Source organism: Desulfoluna sp. CLI2B (assembly GCF_056847375.1).
Genome location: NZ_CP186557.1, coordinates 2037755 through 2055315, shown reverse-complemented (window position 1 = coordinate 2055315; position 17561 = coordinate 2037755). Strand labels below are relative to the sequence as shown.

At 57.8% G+C, this 17561-nt stretch carries 15 protein-coding genes; 3 read left to right on the top strand and 12 right to left on the bottom strand.

The genetic code is table 11. The features are described 5' to 3' along the window. Positions 1–55 precede the first annotated feature (55 nt). The 9 genes from secA to argC form a co-directional block, all read right to left on the bottom strand. A complete protein-coding gene (gene secA, locus ACOYW2_RS09840) occupies positions 56–2581 on the bottom strand; it encodes a preprotein translocase subunit SecA (RefSeq protein ID WP_482770279.1) in 2526 nt (841 codons plus the stop codon). Between the two features lie 48 nt (positions 2582–2629). Continuing rightward, positions 2630–3436: a M23 family metallopeptidase gene (locus ACOYW2_RS09835; RefSeq protein ID WP_482770278.1), complete on the bottom strand. Its 807-nt coding sequence runs from the start codon at positions 3434–3436 to the stop codon at positions 2630–2632. Between the two features lie 628 nt (positions 3437–4064). Further along, the gene (locus tag ACOYW2_RS09830; RefSeq protein WP_482770277.1) at positions 4065–5351 is read right to left on the bottom strand and encodes a TRAP transporter large permease; all 1287 of its coding nucleotides are present in this window, start codon (positions 5349–5351) and stop codon (positions 4065–4067) included. After that, positions 5341–5853, bottom strand: coding sequence for a TRAP transporter small permease (locus ACOYW2_RS09825; protein WP_482770276.1), 513 nt, complete (start codon positions 5851–5853; stop codon positions 5341–5343). Before ACOYW2_RS09825 ends, ACOYW2_RS09830 begins: the two co-directional genes overlap by 11 nt. Positions 5854–5954: 101 nt before the next feature. Further along, a complete protein-coding gene (locus tag ACOYW2_RS09820; protein ID WP_482770275.1) occupies positions 5955–6197 on the bottom strand; it encodes a hypothetical protein in 243 nt (80 codons plus the stop codon). Beyond that, positions 6188–6784 (bottom strand): TRAP transporter substrate-binding protein, encoded by a 597-nt coding sequence (locus ACOYW2_RS09815; RefSeq protein ID WP_482771010.1) that lies wholly within the window; start codon positions 6782–6784, stop codon positions 6188–6190. The genes ACOYW2_RS09820 and ACOYW2_RS09815 overlap by 10 nt, the downstream gene beginning before the upstream one ends. Positions 6785–6838: 54 nt before the next feature. Further along, positions 6839–7087 (bottom strand): hypothetical protein, encoded by a 249-nt coding sequence (locus ACOYW2_RS09810; RefSeq protein WP_482770274.1) that lies wholly within the window; start codon positions 7085–7087, stop codon positions 6839–6841. A gap of 133 nt (positions 7088–7220) precedes the next feature. Further along, positions 7221–7841, bottom strand: a complete 621-nt coding sequence (locus ACOYW2_RS09805; RefSeq protein ID WP_482770273.1) for a TetR/AcrR family transcriptional regulator — start codon at positions 7839–7841, stop codon at positions 7221–7223. Positions 7842–7998: 157 nt separating this feature from the next. After that, the gene (gene argC / locus ACOYW2_RS09800; protein WP_482770272.1) at positions 7999–9009 is read right to left on the bottom strand and encodes an N-acetyl-gamma-glutamyl-phosphate reductase; all 1011 of its coding nucleotides are present in this window, start codon (positions 9007–9009) and stop codon (positions 7999–8001) included. Positions 9010–9659: 650 nt separating this feature from the next. Here argC and ACOYW2_RS09795 point away from each other — a divergent pair. The 3 genes from ACOYW2_RS09795 (at position 9660) to ACOYW2_RS09785 (ending at position 11551) form a co-directional block, all read left to right on the top strand. Further along, positions 9660–10016: a hypothetical protein gene (locus ACOYW2_RS09795; RefSeq protein ID WP_180146430.1), complete on the top strand. Its 357-nt coding sequence runs from the start codon at positions 9660–9662 to the stop codon at positions 10014–10016. Positions 10017–10148: 132 nt separating this feature from the next. Continuing rightward, entirely contained in the window at positions 10149–10406 is a 258-nt protein-coding gene (locus ACOYW2_RS09790) for a hypothetical protein (RefSeq protein WP_482416476.1), read from the top strand. Between the two features lie 80 nt (positions 10407–10486). Next, entirely contained in the window at positions 10487–11551 is a 1065-nt protein-coding gene (locus ACOYW2_RS09785) for a CapA family protein (protein ID WP_482770271.1), read from the top strand. Between the two features lie 95 nt (positions 11552–11646). Here the strand turns inward: ACOYW2_RS09785 and ACOYW2_RS09780 are convergent, their stop codons facing one another. The 3 genes from ACOYW2_RS09780 to ACOYW2_RS09770 form a co-directional block, all read right to left on the bottom strand. Next, positions 11647–12024 (bottom strand): NifB/NifX family molybdenum-iron cluster-binding protein, encoded by a 378-nt coding sequence (locus tag ACOYW2_RS09780; RefSeq protein WP_482422757.1) that lies wholly within the window; start codon positions 12022–12024, stop codon positions 11647–11649. A 430-nt stretch (positions 12025–12454) separates the two neighbouring features. After that, on the bottom strand, positions 12455–16534 hold the full coding sequence (locus ACOYW2_RS09775) for an AAA family ATPase (protein WP_482770270.1): 4080 nt from the start codon (positions 16532–16534) through the stop codon (positions 12455–12457). A gap of 2 nt (positions 16535–16536) precedes the next feature. Continuing rightward, complete coding sequence (locus ACOYW2_RS09770) at positions 16537–17397, bottom strand: serine/threonine protein kinase (RefSeq protein ID WP_482422755.1); 861 nt, start codon at positions 17395–17397, stop codon at positions 16537–16539. Between the last annotated feature and the right edge of the window lie 164 nt (positions 17398–17561).

Below are 17561 nucleotides of genomic sequence, written 5' to 3'. Positions count from 1 at the left end.
CCTTTGCCCTTTAAGGGAATCATCGATGCTTCCGTTGAAAAAAATACCGCGAGGATCAGGACCTGCCACAGCATTTTTTGTATTTCTTGCCGCTTCCGCAGGGACACGGATCGTTTCGACCCACCTTGCTGTCCGCGCTGCGCGCGGGCTGCTTTGCAGCGCCGCTGTCTGTGTGGGAGTACGAAAGGTTGGCCTGGGTCCGCTCCGGATTGACCTCTTCCACCTGCTCGGGTTCGGCGATCTGAATCCGGAAAAGGATGGCCACCACCTCCTCCTGAATCCTGTCGATCATGGCCTGGAACATCTCAAAACCCTCTTTCTTGTAGACGATCAGCGGGTTCTGCTGGGCATAGCCCCTGAGGCCGACGCCCTCCTTGAGGTGGTCCATGGAGAGGAGGTGGTCTTTCCAGTGGTTATCCACGGTCTGGAGAATCACGTAACGCTCCAGCTGACGGAACTGATCTGTCCCGATGAGGGCCTCTTTGCCGTTCATGATACCCATGGCATGCGCCAGGACCTCTTCGGCCAGTTTCTCTTTGGTCAGGCCGTTGCCGGAGGCATCCACGGTGAGGGTGGTGTTGAAATGGCTCCCCATGAGCTGGGCAAAGGTCTCCCAGTCCCAGGATGCGGGGAGGGATTTTTCCACGGCGATGGCCGAGGCAATATCCCAGGCGATTCCTTCCACCATGCGCTCCACATCTTCATGGAGATCTCCGCCTCGCAACGCATCGCGTCGCTGACGGTAAATTACCTCGCGCTGTTTGTTCATCACGTCGTCATATTCGAGGATGTGCTTTCGAATATCGAAGTTATGGCCTTCCACTTTTCTCTGGGCGTTTTCAATGGCCCGGGAGATGAGCCGGTGTTCGATGGGCTCTCCGTCTTCGAGGCCGAGGCGCTCCATGATGGTGGTGATACGCTCCCCGCCGAAAATGCGCAGGAGGTCGTCCTCCAGGGAGAGGAAATAGCGGGAGAGACCCGGATCGCCCTGGCGACCGGAACGGCCCCTGAGCTGGTTGTCGATACGTCGACTGTCGTGGCGTTCGGTGCCGAGGATGTAGAGCCCCCCCAGCTCGGTGACGCCCTCGCCGAGGACGATGTCCGTGCCTCGGCCGGCCATGTTGGTGGAGATGGTCACCGCCCCTTTCTGGCCCGCCATGGCAACGATTTCCGCTTCCTTGCCGTGGTGCTTGGCGTTGAGGACCTCGTGCTTGACGCCCTTCTTGCTCAGTTTCTTGCTGAGCTGCTCGGACATGTCGATGGAGATGGTGCCCACAAGAACGGGCTGCCCTTTTCTGTTGACGCTGATGATCTCTTCGATGACCGCATCGAATTTTTCTTTGCGGGTCTTGTAGATCACGTCCGGCATGTCCTTGCGGAGCAGGGGTTTGTTGGTGGGGATCACCAGGCACTCGAGGCTGTAGATCTTCATGAACTCTTCGGCCTCGGTCATGGCCGTACCGGTCATGCCGCAGAGGGTGTCGTACATGCGGAAGTAGTTCTGGAAGGTGATGGACGCCAGGGTCTGGTTCTCGTTTTCGATGCGAACCTTCTCCTTGGCCTCCAGGGCCTGGTGAAGGCCTTCGCTGTAGCGGCGCCCTTCCATGAGACGGCCGGTGAACTCATCGACGATGACCACCTTGCCGTTTTTGACGATATAATCGGTATCGCGCTTAAAGGCCACATGGGCTTTCAGGGCCTGGTTCACGTGGTGAAGGATCTCGATGTTGGAGGGGTCAAAGAGGTTCTCCACATTGAGCTTCTCTTCAGCCTTCTGAACCCCCTCCTCGGTGAGGGTCACGCTGCGGCTCTTCTCGTCCAGGGTGTAATCCACCTCGTTTTTAAACAGGGGCATGATGCTGTCCACCAGCCCGTAAAGCTGGGTGGACTGCTCGGCAGGACCGGAGATGATAAGGGGCGTCCTGGCCTCGTCGATGAGGATACTGTCCACCTCATCCACAATGGCAAAATTAAGATCCCGCTGGACCAGCTGTTCCTTGGTGAACTTCATGTTGTCGCGGAGGTAATCGAAGCCGAATTCGTTGTTTGTGCCGTAGGTGATATCGGCGTTGTACGCGGCCTTTCTCTCGGCATCGTCCAGGCCGTGGACGATCTTGCCCACGGTGAGCCCCATGAAGCTGTAGAGCTGCCCCATCCACTCGGCGTCTCGGCTGGCCAGGTAGTCGTTGACGGTGACCACGTGGACCCCTTTGCCGGTGAGGGCATTGAGATAGGCCGGAAGGGTGGCCACCAGGGTCTTGCCCTCCCCTGTTTTCATCTCGGCGATCATGCCGTTGTGAAGGGCCATGCCACCGATGAGCTGGCAATCGTAGTGCCGCATTTCAAGGACCCTGCATGAGGCTTCCCTGACGGCTGCAAAGGCTTCGGGAAGCAGATCGTCCAGGGACTCTCCGTCGGCATACCGCTGCTTGAAGGCGGGGGTCAACGCCTGGAGTGCTGCATCATCCAGTGCTTTGTATGTGGCCTCGAAGGCGTTGATCTGCTCAACCACCTGGGCAAGGCGCTTGACCACACGGTCATTCTTTGTTCCAAACAGACGGGTCAGTAGTTTTATCAGCATCGGCTGCATTCCTCTCTCAGCGGGAAACCGTTTTCAATTTCACGATCATCAATTGATGGCCTTTCCACACGGACGGTTGCCATGTGTGGGACCGGGGGACGTCATGGGAGGCCCATGACGATGGGGGGACCTTCGGTGGCGGCTCACGTTGATCCTGTCAGCACGAGGGAAGCCCATGGACAGCCGGGATCCGGCATCCGCCACATAGTTGTACAAAACGGGGATAAAATCAAGGGAAAGGCGGTGGGGAACCCGGCAAAAAAAGTGAGCCCGGCGGGGATCTCGGTCAATCGAGGATATATTTCTCGGGATTAACCGGCATGCCGTTGAGATGCACCCTGAGTTAATGCAGGTGGGAGCCGTTATTCGCCCGGTATTTCCCATAAGGGCGATCTTGTCCCCACGCTTTACATGCTCCCCTTTTTTCTTCAAGGTTTTGGAGAGATGTCCGTAGCGCGTCAGCATGCCATGCCCATGGTCCAGGGAGACCATGATGCCCATGGAGCCGCGGGCCCCGGCGTAGGTCACCACCCCGTCGGCAGGCGCATAAATGGGGGTACCCACATGATTGGCGATGTCGTAGCCTTTGTGAAACCTCTTCTTGCCGGAGAAAGGAGAGACCCGAGGCCCGAACCGCGACGAAATCCAGCCCGTGGTGGGGCTGATGGAAGGCGTGGACTCCAGGATGGAGCGCTTTTCATCCAAAATATCGTACAACGAAGTGAAACGCCCCAGTTCCTCTTCGGCGGCCAGGCTCGTCTCCTGGATCTGCTCGGCCATTTCACGGACCAGGGCCTCGCCCTGTTCATGAATAATCAGGTTTGTATCGATGTCCCGGGGTGTTGCACCACCCACACCAAAAAGGCTGTCCCCCTTGGACGGGCTGCCCAGGTTGGCGATAGCGCGGTTTCCTGGAAGGTATGGGCCATGGCGACCCCTGAGCCGATGATCTCCGCAGGCAGAGGGCAGCAGCTGCTCTCTCGGCCTTGGCTGGACTCGCCTTGCGCTCCATGGAGAGGGAAAAGGCGTCGACGGATTTCTGGTGGCGAAAGGAGGCCCACTGGGAATAAAGGACAACGGAGAGCGTTGAGGAGAGTGCCGTAAGAAGGACGAGAAAGACAAGGATACCCCGTCCGGTCAAGGCAAGCTGGCGGAAGGGTTTCTTTCCGGAACCGACTATATAAAAGGTATAGCTGTGTTTCATAGACTCCACGGTGTCAACAGCCAGAAGCGAAACAAAACGCCCTGGAATAAGAATACTCTGGCAGGCCGAAGCCCTTGCGGCAAGATGTGCAGGGAGAGCGCACATCATTGTTATCAGGCTAATTTGCTACCATGGAGAGGTTCGGCTGTCAAGCATGGCGGACGGAAAAGCCGGACCGAGCCCCCCCTTTCCGTCCGCCGGAACGGCTTGTCCGGGCAAATCGTTTACTTCGTATATCATATGTTTTCAGGGACTTTATCCAAAGGCACCCACCGCAGGCTACCGAAGCAAACCGGGCAGCCACATCACAAGGCCCGGCACAAAGGTAATAAGAAACAATACCGCCAGCTGAATGAGGAGAAAAGGCATCACCGCCCGGGACACAAACACCAAGCCCCGGTTTGCAATGGAGCCGGTGATAAAAAGACTCACCCCCATGGGCGGCGTGCAGTATCCGATGGCCAGGTTCACGGTGAGGACCAGACCGAAATGCATCGGGTCCACGCCAAAATGCGGAAGCATGGGAATCAGGACCGGCCCCAGGATCAGGGTGGCAGAGATAATATCCATGAACATCCCGGTCACCAGCAGAAGCAGGTTCATCAGCAGGAGGAACCCCCAGCCCGACGAGACCGTCATCATCACCCCTTCTGTGATGCGCCCCGGGATGTTTTCAAAGGTGAGATAACGCCCGAAGCAGGTGGCTCCTGCCACGATGATCAAGAGGGTTGCCGAGGTCACGGCAGAACTGACGGTGATCTGCTTCAGCTCAGCAAGGTTCATGGACCGGTGAATGAAAAGCTCCACGGAAAATGCGTAGACACAGGCCACCACCGCCGCTTCATTGGCCGTGAAGATCCCGGAAAAGATTCCGCCGAATATGATCACCGGAAGCATAAGGGCCCAGAAGCCCTCCCTGAGCGCGCCCAGCACCTCCCTGGTATGGGGAACGGCACGCCGCTCCACCCGCCCGCCGCGACGGTGCAGGATCCCGGTGTAGAGACAGATCCCCCCCACAATAAGCACCCCGGGGACAAAGCCTGTGAGAAACAAGCCTTCCAGGGAGACATTGCTGATCATGCTGTACAGGATCATCCCGATACTCGGAGGGATAATCACCCCAAGATTGGGAGAGGTGGCCATGAGCCCCACCGTGTAGGACTCATCGTAGCCGTGATCCATGAGGGCCGGAACCATGAAACCACCGATGGCCACCACCGTCGCCACCGTGGAACCCGAGATGGCCCCAAACAAAGCGCAGGCCACCACCCCAGCCATGCCGAGCCCCCCGGGAAGCCAGCCCACCAGCACATCGGCCACCCGGATCAGCTTGGAGACAATGCTTCCGGCCGTCATGATGTTTCCGCAGAGAATAAAAAAAAGGACCACCACCAGGGCAAAGTTGTCCAGGCTTTTAAAGAGGGTCTGCACAAGAAGGAGCACGGGCAGATCTGTGAACAGGAGAAACCCTGCCGCCGCTGTAAAAAAGAGCGAAATTGCCACGGGAATATATGCAGCCATGCACCCCAGGAGAACAGAGAGGATGATCAGTTCGTTACTCCCCATGGTCACCTCCGGTCTCCCCTTTCCGGGGTCCCTTGAAAAGAGCCAGGGCCTGGGCGCAGGCACGAAGCCCCATGAGCCCGCCGGAAAGGGGAAGGATCCCGTAAAGCCAGGCCATGGGGATCTGCATGATAATGGTTTTCTGTCCGGTTCGGGCCTGAAGCCCCACCATCTTGGCACCGTACACAATAAGCACCCCGGCAAACACGAGGACGGCTGCGTATGAAAAGAGCAACAACGGTTTCTTAATCCTGGGAAAAAACTGAACAAGGGCGTCGATGCGTACCATGGCCCCGTTTTTCACGGCCCGGCTGCACCCAACAAAGGTGGTGTAAACGATGACCAGCCTGACCAGCTCTTCGGACCAGGCCAGGGAGTGGTTGAAACCATAGCGCAGGAACACGCTTGCAAAAAGCGCCCAAAGGGCCGCCATAACGGTAAGAAAGAGGGTCCACTCCTCAAAGGAGGTTACCACGCGGTCGATTTTATTCCACAAGGCAGTCATTACATATCCAAGCAAAGGGCTTAAGGGCTAAGGGCTAAGGGCTAAGGGCTAAGGGCTAAGGGCTAAGGGAAAAAACCAAAGCCCTGAGACCGGGGCAAGGGTTAGTTGGTGGTGTAGCCCAGGTGGTTTCGGACTTCGGAGAGGTAATCCTCCGGGCGATAGGTATCCCCGTCGCCCAGGCGGTTGATCTCCTCTTTCCATGCCTGGTGCACGGAATCGCCCTTCTCCTGGAGAAGCGCCATCTCCGCTTCAGGCAGGGTATAAAACGTCACCCCCTTTGCCCTGGCATCGGCAATCTGAGCCTCTTCCTGGCAACCGGCCCCTTCTCTGGATCTCAGCGGCATCCTCGGCGGCAACCACCTCGATAAAGGTGGCGCGAAGGTCCTCGGGCAGGCTCTCCAGCCATGCAGTTTGAACACCCTCCAGAAAACAGCCCCTGGGCGTAGTTGACCTGGGTATAGTGCTTGGCCACCTCGAATTTTTTCGTGATATTGCACACCATGGGGGTATGGTCCAGCCCGGTGATCACCCCCTGCTTGAGGGACACGGGCACATCCGGCCAGGGCATCACCACAGGGTTCAGGCCCCAGGCGTCGTACAGGGATTTGTTCACGCCGGCTTCGGCGATGCGAAACTTCACCTTTCCGGCCTCGGCAAGCTGCGTCACGGGGGTGGTGGTGGCCCAGCCGTAGCTTCCGTAGCCGGTGATGTCCAGTCCCGTGATGCCCTGATGGGCCATGGCACGCATGAAATGATCAAAGAGGGGCCCGCTTTTGATGAACCGGTCCAGCTTGTCAAAGCTGTTCACCAAAAAAGGAAGGTTGACCAGCCCGAACCGCGGCCCTAAGTTTGTGGCGGCCACCGAACTCACGGCCATGCCCTGTATGGCGCCCATCTGAAGCTGCCCCAGGACCTCTACCTCCCCTCCCAGAACCGAAAGGGGCCGGTAGTCGAAGTAGATCTTTCCCCCGGTCCGCTCCCAGCGTCACAATGGCAAACCCGGCAGATACTGCTTCATGAACGGGACGGAGTATTTGGATACAATGCAGCGGTATGTGGCCGTGGACGGGTCGAATCCGGGCTTCCATTGCTCCAGGGGCGAAGCGGCCTTGGTTGCCGCGGCCTTTTCCGGGGCCGCCTTCTTCCCGCCCCCGTTGTCCCCACTGCACCCCACCAGCACAAGCACCCCAAAGAGAGCTGCCATTACCGTCCACCCCAGACCCATTGCCTTCATTCTCTTCCCCACGCTCATTCTCCTTCGCTTTCCTGTATCGTGATTGCGCCCAAACAGGCTCGTGACCGTCGCCCACTTTATGACCGCCGGTCATTCACAGGCACAAAAAAGACAGGCGTTGCCGGCAAAAGGATCAAATCCCTCTGCCCCGCCTGTCTCGTTTTATGGATTGTCGATGTGCAGCACCAGAAGAACTGCATGGCCGGCGCAGATCCTCTTTGTCGATGCTGTTGGAGCCCAACAGGATCTGGATGAGGAACCCTTCAAAAAGGGCGGTAACAATGCCGCCCAGTTTCTTCGACGGGTAAACAGGCGCCCTGCGATGGGGGGCCACGATATCTGCAAACAGATCGCTGGAGAGGCGGTAAAAACTCTTGTTGAGCTCTTTTCTCACCTCTTCGTTGCCCGATGCGTGAATGGTGAACTCAAGAAAAACCCGTGCCCATTTGCCGTCGTCAAGGATCTGTTCAAGAAAATCGATGATGACCCCGATGACATCGTCCATGCTGGACGCCTGGTTCAGGGAATCCACGCGGCGTGACCTGTAGAGCCGGTACTTCTCTTCCATGATACTCAGGAAGAGATCGTCTTTGCTCTTCCAGTACCTGTAAAAGTTCCCCTTGGCATAGCCCGCGTGCTCGGTGATCTCAGAGATGGTGGTCGTGTTGAACCCCTTTTCCCCGAAAAAATGAATCGCCGAGGCCCTGAGCTCGTCATGGGTCTCCATGGATTTTTCCTGCTGTCGTCGCGCCATCTCACCACCTGTCCGTTCTTCTGGAAAACCGGCACACAAAATCGGTTCATTTTCTGACCGCCGGTCACATTTCGCTGATTATGAAAGACAGCTACCTGCCTGTCAACGAAAAAGAGGACAATCCGGCGCATCGCCCTTTGAATCGAGGGCCGCCACGCTACAGAAGCCCGGCCCGTTCATCCAGGCCAGCCATGATGTTCATATTCTGAACGGCCTGCCCGGACGCCCCCTTGAGAAGGTTGTCAATGGCAGACATGACCACCAGGCGACCGCCGCGGGCATCGGATGCAAGGCCGATATCGCAGAAGTTCGTGTGCTGAACATGAAGGATATCGGGCACCCTGCCCTTCTCGCGCAGCCGGACAAAAGGGCTCGCCTCGTAGGTTTCGGCAAGGACCTTTCGGGCATCCTCTTCGGTTTTGCCGTCTTCAAGGGTGCAGTAGATGGTGGACAACATGCCCCGGGTGGCGGGGATCAGGTGCGGGATAAAGGTAATCTCCACCTCGTCCCCGTGTGCTGCGGAAAGCACCTCTTCGATTTCAGGCCTGTGGCGGTGTCCGTCAACCTTGTAAGCTTTGAACGACTCGTTGGCCTCGCAGAAATGGGACCCGAGGGAGAGGCCCCGGCCCGCCCCGCTCACCCCGGACTTGGAATCGGAAATGATCCCTTCGGCCCGGATGATACCGGCTTTCAGCAGCGGCACAAGGGCCAGGAGAATGGTATGATGCTGGGGCTTTGCACCGCGCGCGTCACGGATCTGATCCCGGTAGAGTTCGCACAGGCCGTAGACCGCCTGCTCGGAGAGTTCGGGGGCAGTATGGGGCTGGTACCAGGCTTCGTAATCCGCCACATTGCGGAACCTGAAGTCTGCGGAGAGGTCCACCACGCGAACCCCGCCCTCCAGGAGGCCGGGCACGATGTCCATGGGAATTTTATGGGGAAGCGCGGTAAAGGCGATGTCCACCCGGTCGCAGAAGGTTTCGAGGTCAAACGCTTCACAAACCAGCTCGCACCGCCCGGAAAGGGAGGGGTATACGTCGCTGATGGGACTTCCTTCGTATTGACGTGACGTAATAACGGTGAGTTCCACATCCGGGTGAGCCGAAAGCATACGCACCAGCTCGGCTCCGGTGTATCCCGTGGCCCCGATAATTCCTGCCTTTATCATAAAAATCGCCTCCAAACTGTCGGTAATGGGTATCCCTGTCGTTTTATTTCGTGTTCCTTATACCCCCTGCCCCGCATTTTTTCAACAGACCGTTTGGTCTTGATATGGCTTCTCCTGAAGCCTTGAACACGCCCGGAAAACCCATTTTACATGGATGAATCGCTTGCGGGCATTTCCATCATATCGTGTTGACAATACATCCTTTTACCTATATCATTTGTCACTAAAGCTTGATACTGCACGTGATCTCCGCAAGTCACCGGGTCTTCACCGCACCATGATCCGGTACTCAACAGTATTCCACTTCAGCTCAACTCGTTATATCTCTGACTTACGATGTTTTTCAGCCGGTATTGGTACGGCTTGTCGTTTTCAAGGACCCTAAATTTGGTGGCATCGCAAAAGGTTATTCCCTAACCGAAAGAACGCTACACGACAAGAACCGCCTTTCCGAGATACCGTGGGGTTTGCCACAAAAGGCGCTTTCGGCAATACCTTTTTACGATGACATCATCGTTGCGCATACCAAACATCCCGCGTGTGCCTGATTACCTGATCGACACCGATCGTCGGACATCGGGCCATTCCGGTATCAGGTGCGTATCACCCCAAATCACTTCAATGCATGCCCCGCCCTCAAGGAGGAACCCATGAACCAGGCTTTTACCGACATGATGAAAGGCTTTGACGTATGGAAGAGTTGGGATATGTCAAAGAACATGGAGATGTTCAACACGTCCGATGCCGCACGCATGGGAGTCCGATTCATTGACTTCCAGAAAAGTGCATTCAACACCACCTTCGACACCATGCTGAAGATGCAGGAACAGTCGCAGAAGGTCACCACGGCGTTCATGGCGGGTAACAAGGGAATCCCCGATTCCGGTCGCGCTTTCCTGGATGAGTGGCAGGCCCAGCTCACCAGCAACCAGAACGAGTTCCGAAAGTACGTCACCGATCACTACGATCGGCTCATCGACATGTTGCAGCCCAAAGATGAGAAGTAACGACTTGGAGGCCATGTTTTCAAGCTTTCCAAAGACTCAAAGGCGCTACCGAACCGGCAGCGCCTTTTGTGTTTTCCAACGGTCACCCAATACTTGCGCACAACGACAACCCCACAACCAAAGGATCCTCCCATGAACCCTCTGAACCTGATGCAGCAGATCATCCAGTTCCAGAAAACCCTGACAGACAACAGTTTCCGATCCATGAACCTTCTTATAGAACACGGCGAGCGGCTCCAGTACGCCTGGCTCAACAGCGTCTCCGTACTGCACGGCCCCGCACAGGAGACGGCAGCCCTCTGGCTGGATGCGAGCAAAACCTCCCGGGCCTGTTGGCATTCAGCCGCCAACGCCGTCTTTGCGCCCTTCAGCCCGTGGGAAATCTCCTGAAGCTTTCCTTTGCGTTATCCGCCTGATAAGGCTACACTCTCCATTTTCAGACAAACGACACCACGATTCACGAGGCCACCATGACATGCCGTCCACACGCTAGCGTTCTCATCCTCCTGCTGATCTGCATTTTGTGCCTACCCGCACCGGCCGTTGCGGAACGGGCCGGGCTCACGATCACAGCGGTGGGTGACATCATGCCGTCGAGTTCGTTTCCGGACCCCAAATACCTCTCCACGATCCCCGACGAGGTCTTCGCCACCACCTTTGCCCGGATCCTGGGGGATGCGGATGTCCGCTTCGGAAACCTCGAAGGCACCATGGCCGGGGACGCGCCCTGCCTCAAGGCCTGTAAAAACTCAACCACGTGTTACGCCTTCAACATTCCCTTCGGGTATGCCGACATACTGAAGCGCGGAGGGTTCAACCTGTTCAGCCTTGCCAACAACCACATCAGCGATTTCGGGGAGCCGGGCCGCAGGCGCACGGTTGCGCGGCTCGGGAAAAGCGGGATTGCCTGTGCCGGAACCCTGGAAAAGCCCTGGGACATTCTCTACGCCAACGGACTGTACATCGGCTTTGCAGCCTTTGCCCCCCACAAGGGGGTGGCGGACCTTCTGGACAGAGATGCCGCGGTCAGGCGCGTCCGAACCCTCAGCAGCATCTGTGACATGGTCATTGTCTCCATGCATGGCGGGGCTGAGGGAAAGGGAGCAGAGCATGTGCCCCGTGCGACGGAGACCTACCTCGGGGAAAACCGGGGTGATCTCCATGGATTTGCCCATGACGTCGTGGACGCGGGCGCCGATCTCGTCATCGGCCACGGGCCCCATGTGGTCCGCGGCATGGAGCTCTACAAAGGGCGTCTCATCGCCTACAGTCTCGGAAATTTTTTTACCTGGGCACGCTTTAACCTGGAAGGCCCCAAGGGCCTGGCCCCTGTCCTCAATGTCTCCCTCGCGCCCGATGGCCGGTTTGTGGAAGGACGCATCCGCTCCCTGCGACAGCCTTACAAAAGCCTGCCCGTTACCGACCCATCCCACGGGGCGGCCAAGGAGGCGGCACGCCTCTCCCTGGAAGATTTTCCGGAAAGCCCCCTTCACATCTCGGATCAAGGCGTCTTGTCGGTACGTGACAAGGGCTGAAAAACAAAAAACGGCAGCCCTTACAAACCAGGACTGCCGTCAGTTATCTGTATCATGCCTTCCCCATGCCTTGCGGGCTCGGGGCACGGCCCGCATTAGTGATGGTCGCAGGCATCTCCGTGACCGCCGCACACATCAATGGGCATAAACTCTTTGAGCTCTCCCTTGTCCAGCTTGGCGAGGTTCTCCCGCACCGTCCCCTCCACGGCTTTATAAACAGGTACCGCCTTGTGCTTCAGTTTTCCGAGGGCGCTGCCACCAATGCCCCCCACCACCACCGCATCCACGGAACGCCCGCCCAGGGCCTTCAGGGGCTGGCACTTGCCGTGCTGATGGTCCAGGTCCTGGTTCAGCACCTTTTCACAGGTTTCGGTCTCCGTATCAACAATCACGAAAAAATTTGCTGATCCGAAATGGTTGTATACAGGGCTCTCAAGTTCGTCGAATTTTTCTGTCGGGAACGCGATCTTCATGGGAACAAACTCTCCTTTGACGTCTGTGGTCGGGCTCAAAAACGATGAATGCAACGGCAGGCGTTGCGTCAAAGCGGCGCTGAAGCGTTTGGTGCCTGTGGCGCCCCATCATAAAACAGTCAAAGAAATATAGGGATCGAATCTGCCGTTGTCAACGGGAAGGGAACACAGTGAGAAAGGAGGGACCGGGCTCCCTACGCCGCGGAGAGCAGCGTTAATGCCAGGGAGCCCGAGGGTGAAAAATAGTCTCTTGATCATGTAAGGTCTGACATCGGGAATTATCGATTTCTTGTGAGGTGGGATAGGGTTCCTGGATTCGCCTTGTCAGATGAGGCGTCCGAACCGAAGGTAACACAATCTTTAGCAGATTCATCGGGAATGTGTTAACCGTAAAAACACGGTAAAAATACGGTAATCCATACCGTGTTGATTACATCTGCATCAGATAAACCTTCAAGTTCACCCCACTTTTCTTAAGCCCCAATTTTTCCCGAATACTGTCCCGGTAGGCATCGATGGTCCTGGGGGAGAGGTTGAGCAGGTCGGCGATCTCCTTTGTGGTCTTTCCGCTGCGCACAAGCTGGGCGGTCTGGATTTCGGCCGGGGTCAACCGAAAATAGCCGGCATTGATGTTCCGCGCAAAGGGAGAGAGGATGTCCTCGATGTTCTTCCCCAGCATCTCCACAAGGTTCTCCTGGGCCTTTGTCAGATGGGTCCCTTTGAGCCTTTCGATGTAGGGTAAAATCAAGTCATCCACATTTCTCATCATGTTTTCCTGGATCTCACTCATGTTTTCATCGCTCTTGCTCAACATCTGTTTCAAGGAGATGTTGGCCTCGGACAGCTTTTCACCGGACTCTTTGAGTTCCCTCTCCTTCTCTTTGAGTGCCGCTTCCTTGGCCCTGCGGTCCGTCACCTCGTTTTTCAGCACCCGGTTCACCATCTGGAGTTTTTCGGCCTGGTCCTTCAGGCTTTCATACAGCCGGGTGTTCTCCATGGCCCCGGCCATCTGAGAGGCAAGGGTTTTTAAGACGCGCAGGCGCCGCCCGTCGAAAAGATGGTCCAGGGTCCGGTTTTCAAGGTAGAGGATACCGCATTGCCGGGATTGAACCATGGACGGAATACAGATGGCACTGCCGCACCCAAAGTCATCAAAGTAGGGATCATAGACCACGGGGGTCTCACCGTGGTTGTACTGAATCAGGCTGCCGGTCCGGGCCACGTAATGGATCATCGCCACCGGCAACCGGGTCTCCTCAGAAAGAACGGAAGACCCGCAAAGGGAGACCTCCTCCGCACCAAACCCCTTCCACGCCTCCAGCCGAACCTGGCCGTCATCCGTGCGGCAGACCGCCCCGGCCTCGGCCCCGCCGTACTCAAGGGCTGTGTCGACAAGCTTCCTGACGAGCCGGTCGTAATTTCGTTCCGTGGACAGGGCCTCAAAGGCCCTGGAGAGTCCCTCCAGATCGAGAACCCCCTCACTTGAACAGCACGCCTCGCCGGAATACCCCCTGCGGGGCAACCACCGATTCTTCCCGGCCATGGAGGGGAGGCGCCAGAGCACCTGCTCGTAGTCTGTCTCCAGTTTGCGGGCTTTGGCCTCGGCCCCCCAGAACCGCCAGAGGTTCACCGCATCGGTGAGGCACACCCTTGCCAGGCGCTTCCTCCCCATTTGCAGATAGCAGGCACCGGCCCTCTCCGAGGCATACGCCTCGTGGAACGTGAAGTTGTTTTTCTTGGCCTTTTCAGCGGCCAGTTCAAAATGAAAAACCGCCTTCTGGACATTCTTCCGGGCCAGGAATCGTTCTCCCCGCACCATGTCATGGAGATGAGCGAAGTTACACGGCGCATCCACCGCCGCTTTGCCCAGTTTTTTCTCGATATCCCGGACCAGCTTCATCCATCCGTTCTGCCGGAATGGGAGCCCCCCTCCGCCGTGCCGCGCGCAGATCGCCGCGGCAAAGGCCGAAAAGACCGGAATGGTGTACGTGCTGGTCACCATGTCGATGAGGGCTGCATACCGACGCATGATGGGCCGGGCATCGTGCCAGAAGAGAAAAGCCAGGAGGCCTTTGGTGATATGGTAGTTCAATGCGGCGATATGGTCGTTGGGCATGTCACCCCCGCGGGGGCGCTCATCATCGGTAAAGAAAGGCCCGGAAAATGATACGGGCTGGGCTTTGGCATCCGTGAGATTGGCCACTGTCTGCTGAAGGTTACGGACGGTCCCTGTAAAGGGAAGCCTGAGGCGCTCCATCTCCTCCCCGTAGGTCACCATGTCCCGAGCCAGCTGGTGCAGGTCGTCGGAGCCGAAAAAGCGGGTGTAAAACCATGCGGAGACAGCCCCTCCCGCATACTCTGTGTCCCCTTCGGCCAAAGACTGCTCATAGGCACGCAGGTACACCGGAAACAGGTCCTGAATGGGCTCTTTCCAGTGCTGGACAAGGCAGACCGTCAGGGACAGGGTCTTGCCCCGGACCCCGGACTGCTCCTCTTTTTCCAGGAGCGAAAGGGCGTTGTAGGCATGAGCCGTTCCCTTCTCCACCTTGTTGTCGACCCGAAGGCAGATAAACCCGTAGGCAGCCAGGAGAAACGGTGTGTGTTTGGAGCGGCCGTGCTTCAAGCTGTAGCGCAGGGCCGTGAAGATAATCAGCGGAGACAGCTCGCTTCCGGAGAGATAGGCAGCCATGGTGGCCGAGAAGAAAAGCTCCATGATGGAAAGATGCTCGGCATCCGTCATCACAGGAACCTGTTCGAGTCCCTTTCGCCCCAGTCGCGCCAGGGAACTGCGAATGCGCAGGAGCCCGGCCAGCTGGTGCAGCCGGGAGGCCCTCTCGGGCAGGCGAAAGCCGAACCGGCCCAACGCTTCCCTTGAAAAGGCAATGGCACCCGTCAGGTCGTTGGCGGCAATGGCTCCGCGTATTCGCATGCGCCAGACATTCACGCAGTCCCAGTCGTTTCTCGCCTCTTTCTCCACGGTGGCCACATGGGCCTCCATGACCGCATACTCCCCCAGGGCATACGCGGCTTCGGCAGCGGCCGAGGTCATCTCCAGGCTCAGGGAGTACTCCCGCTCCCACCCGTCTTCCCCCAGGAACCTGAGCCCGCACCGAAAGCACTCCAGGGCCTGGCCGAAAGAGGAGGTCTCCATGGCCTGCTTGCCGGCATCGAGGTTCAACAGGACCAGCTCCTTGCGGTAGCTCTCCCGTATGGGCACCGACCCCGAGGCATTGAACTGGTAGACAATATCGAAAAGGTAGGGACCGGGACGATGCTTGAGCCCCTCATAGATATGCATTCCTGCGCTGAAGTGGGCCAGTTCCCGCTGACCTTGCGTCATGCGCTCATAGGCGGCTTTCTGCACCAGGTCGTGGGCAAAACAGTATCCCTCCCGGGTACGCACCAGGATTTTTTTATCGCAAAGGACCTCAAGGCCTTGCCTGACCTTCTCTTCCGAGCGCTGAACCACCATGGCAAGGAGTTCGGGAACGACCTTGTGCCCCAGCAGGGAGGCCGACTCCACAAGCCGCCTCATCTGCATGTCCAGGCCGTCCACCCTCTCGGATATCCACTGGGCCGCCGAGGTACACATGGGAAGGGCCTCGAGCTTTTGCTGGTTCCAGTGCCAGGTCTCCCCCTCGGGACCGTGGGCCCTGACCAGCTCGCCGCCGGAAAGAATCCGTTCGAGAAAGGCGTTCACATGATAAGGAATGCCGCCGGTCTTGGCATACACCAGCTCGGCCAAAGGGGCGATCCTCTTTCTGTCCTCGCCGAGGCACATGGAAAGAAAGGTCTCCACAGCAAGGCTGTCCAGCCCCTGGATGGGCATCACATCCACGATGCCCTCTTTCTTCATGGTCGAAGCCTGGAAAAACGATTCCACCAGAACGCTTTTGCTCTCACTGGTTCGAAAGGCGGCAAGCAGCCCCACCTTCTCCCCGGAGATACCTGTCAGCAGGTTGAGAAAGAGGCGGGAGTCTTCATCGGCCCACTGGATATCATCGATGAACAGGATAAGGGGGCGTCCCATCTGCCTGAACACCCGGAAAAAGTTGGCCATGGCCATGTGAATGACGTTGGCCTTGGCCGATGATTCCAGGTCCAAGGTGGTGTCACCCTGTTCCGTATCCAAAAGCAGGGAGAAATCGGGCACCATGGACAACAGGACGGCCACCCCGTCCCCCATGAGGCGCTTGATGACCTTTCGCCACTCCCGAAGCTTGGCGTCCGGCTCCCCCAGCAGGGTGCTCACCACCTGCTGCAGTGCACCGACAAAGGCGGCACCGGGCCTCTCCACACTCTGATCAAATTTGCCGGAGGCCACGATCACTTCGGGGTGATGCTGGCGGGCATACCGACAAAGCCACTCGGCCAGGGCTGTTTTACCGCATCCAGCCGCCCCGGAGAGCACCATCACACCGGGCCGTTCAAAGGCAGCGGCACCGGCTTCGGCGATGCCCTTGACCCATTGCGCCAGCTCCCGCTTCTCGTCATCCCTGCCGCAGAGCACACCTAGCCATCCGGCGAGGACCACAGGCTGAGGTAGTCGGCCGACTCACCGGTGCGCATGCCCGCCTCTATGGCCTCGATAAGGGCCTCGGCAGAGGGAACGCGCCCTTCCGGGTTTCGGTTCATCAGGCTCATGATGATTTCATCGAGCCACCGGGGAATCTCAAAGCAGAGCGTGCAGGGTCGCGCGGGTGTCAGGGCCACCCGGGAATGAATCATCCCCCCCACGGTCTCCATGTCAAAGGGGAGGCGACCGGTGAAGGCCTCGTACATCACCACGCCCAGAGAGTAAAGATCGCTGCGGTGATCCGGTTCCCCTTCCCTGGCGACGGTGAGTTCAGGGGCACTGTACGCAAGGGCCGTGAGCAGGTGATCCACCTCCTGGAACTCGTCGTCCCTGATCACCCCGGGCTCGTTGTTAAACCCGCCCAGCTGAACCCGACCCGTATCCTGGTTAACGATGATGTGTGAAGGGCTGATGTGACCGTGAACCACGCCTGCCTGATGGCAGTATGCAAGGGTTCGTGAGAAATCGAGGAACCATGAGATGAGAACCTCACGACCGGGAAGTCCCGTGTCGTAAAGTTTTCTGAGGGGCTCGCCGTCGATATCTTCCAGGATGAGGGTCAGCCCAAGGGACGTCTGCTTCAGTCCAAAGGTCTTGATGATCCCGGGGTGAGACAATTCCCTCAGCATGGCGTATTCATGCTTGACCATCTCCACCTCGGACTCCCCGGGGCGTTCACGCTTCAACACCTTTAAAATGACTTTTCGGCTGTGCGCCGTGCTCCATGCCCTGTAGTACCCGGACACCCGATCCTGAAAAACCAACTCCGGCTGAACAAATTCGTCGATAACAGCCATGCGCCCCCTCCATCTCCGCGGCAGCCTGAGAACCCGCCAACGGACGCGCACCAACCCACCAGTCATCGTCTTCCCCGGCATCGTCTCCACAAGGCATGCCGAGCACCTCCCTGAAAGGCCATCGACACCCCCACCCACGTTCGCAAACGATATCATCGCTGATT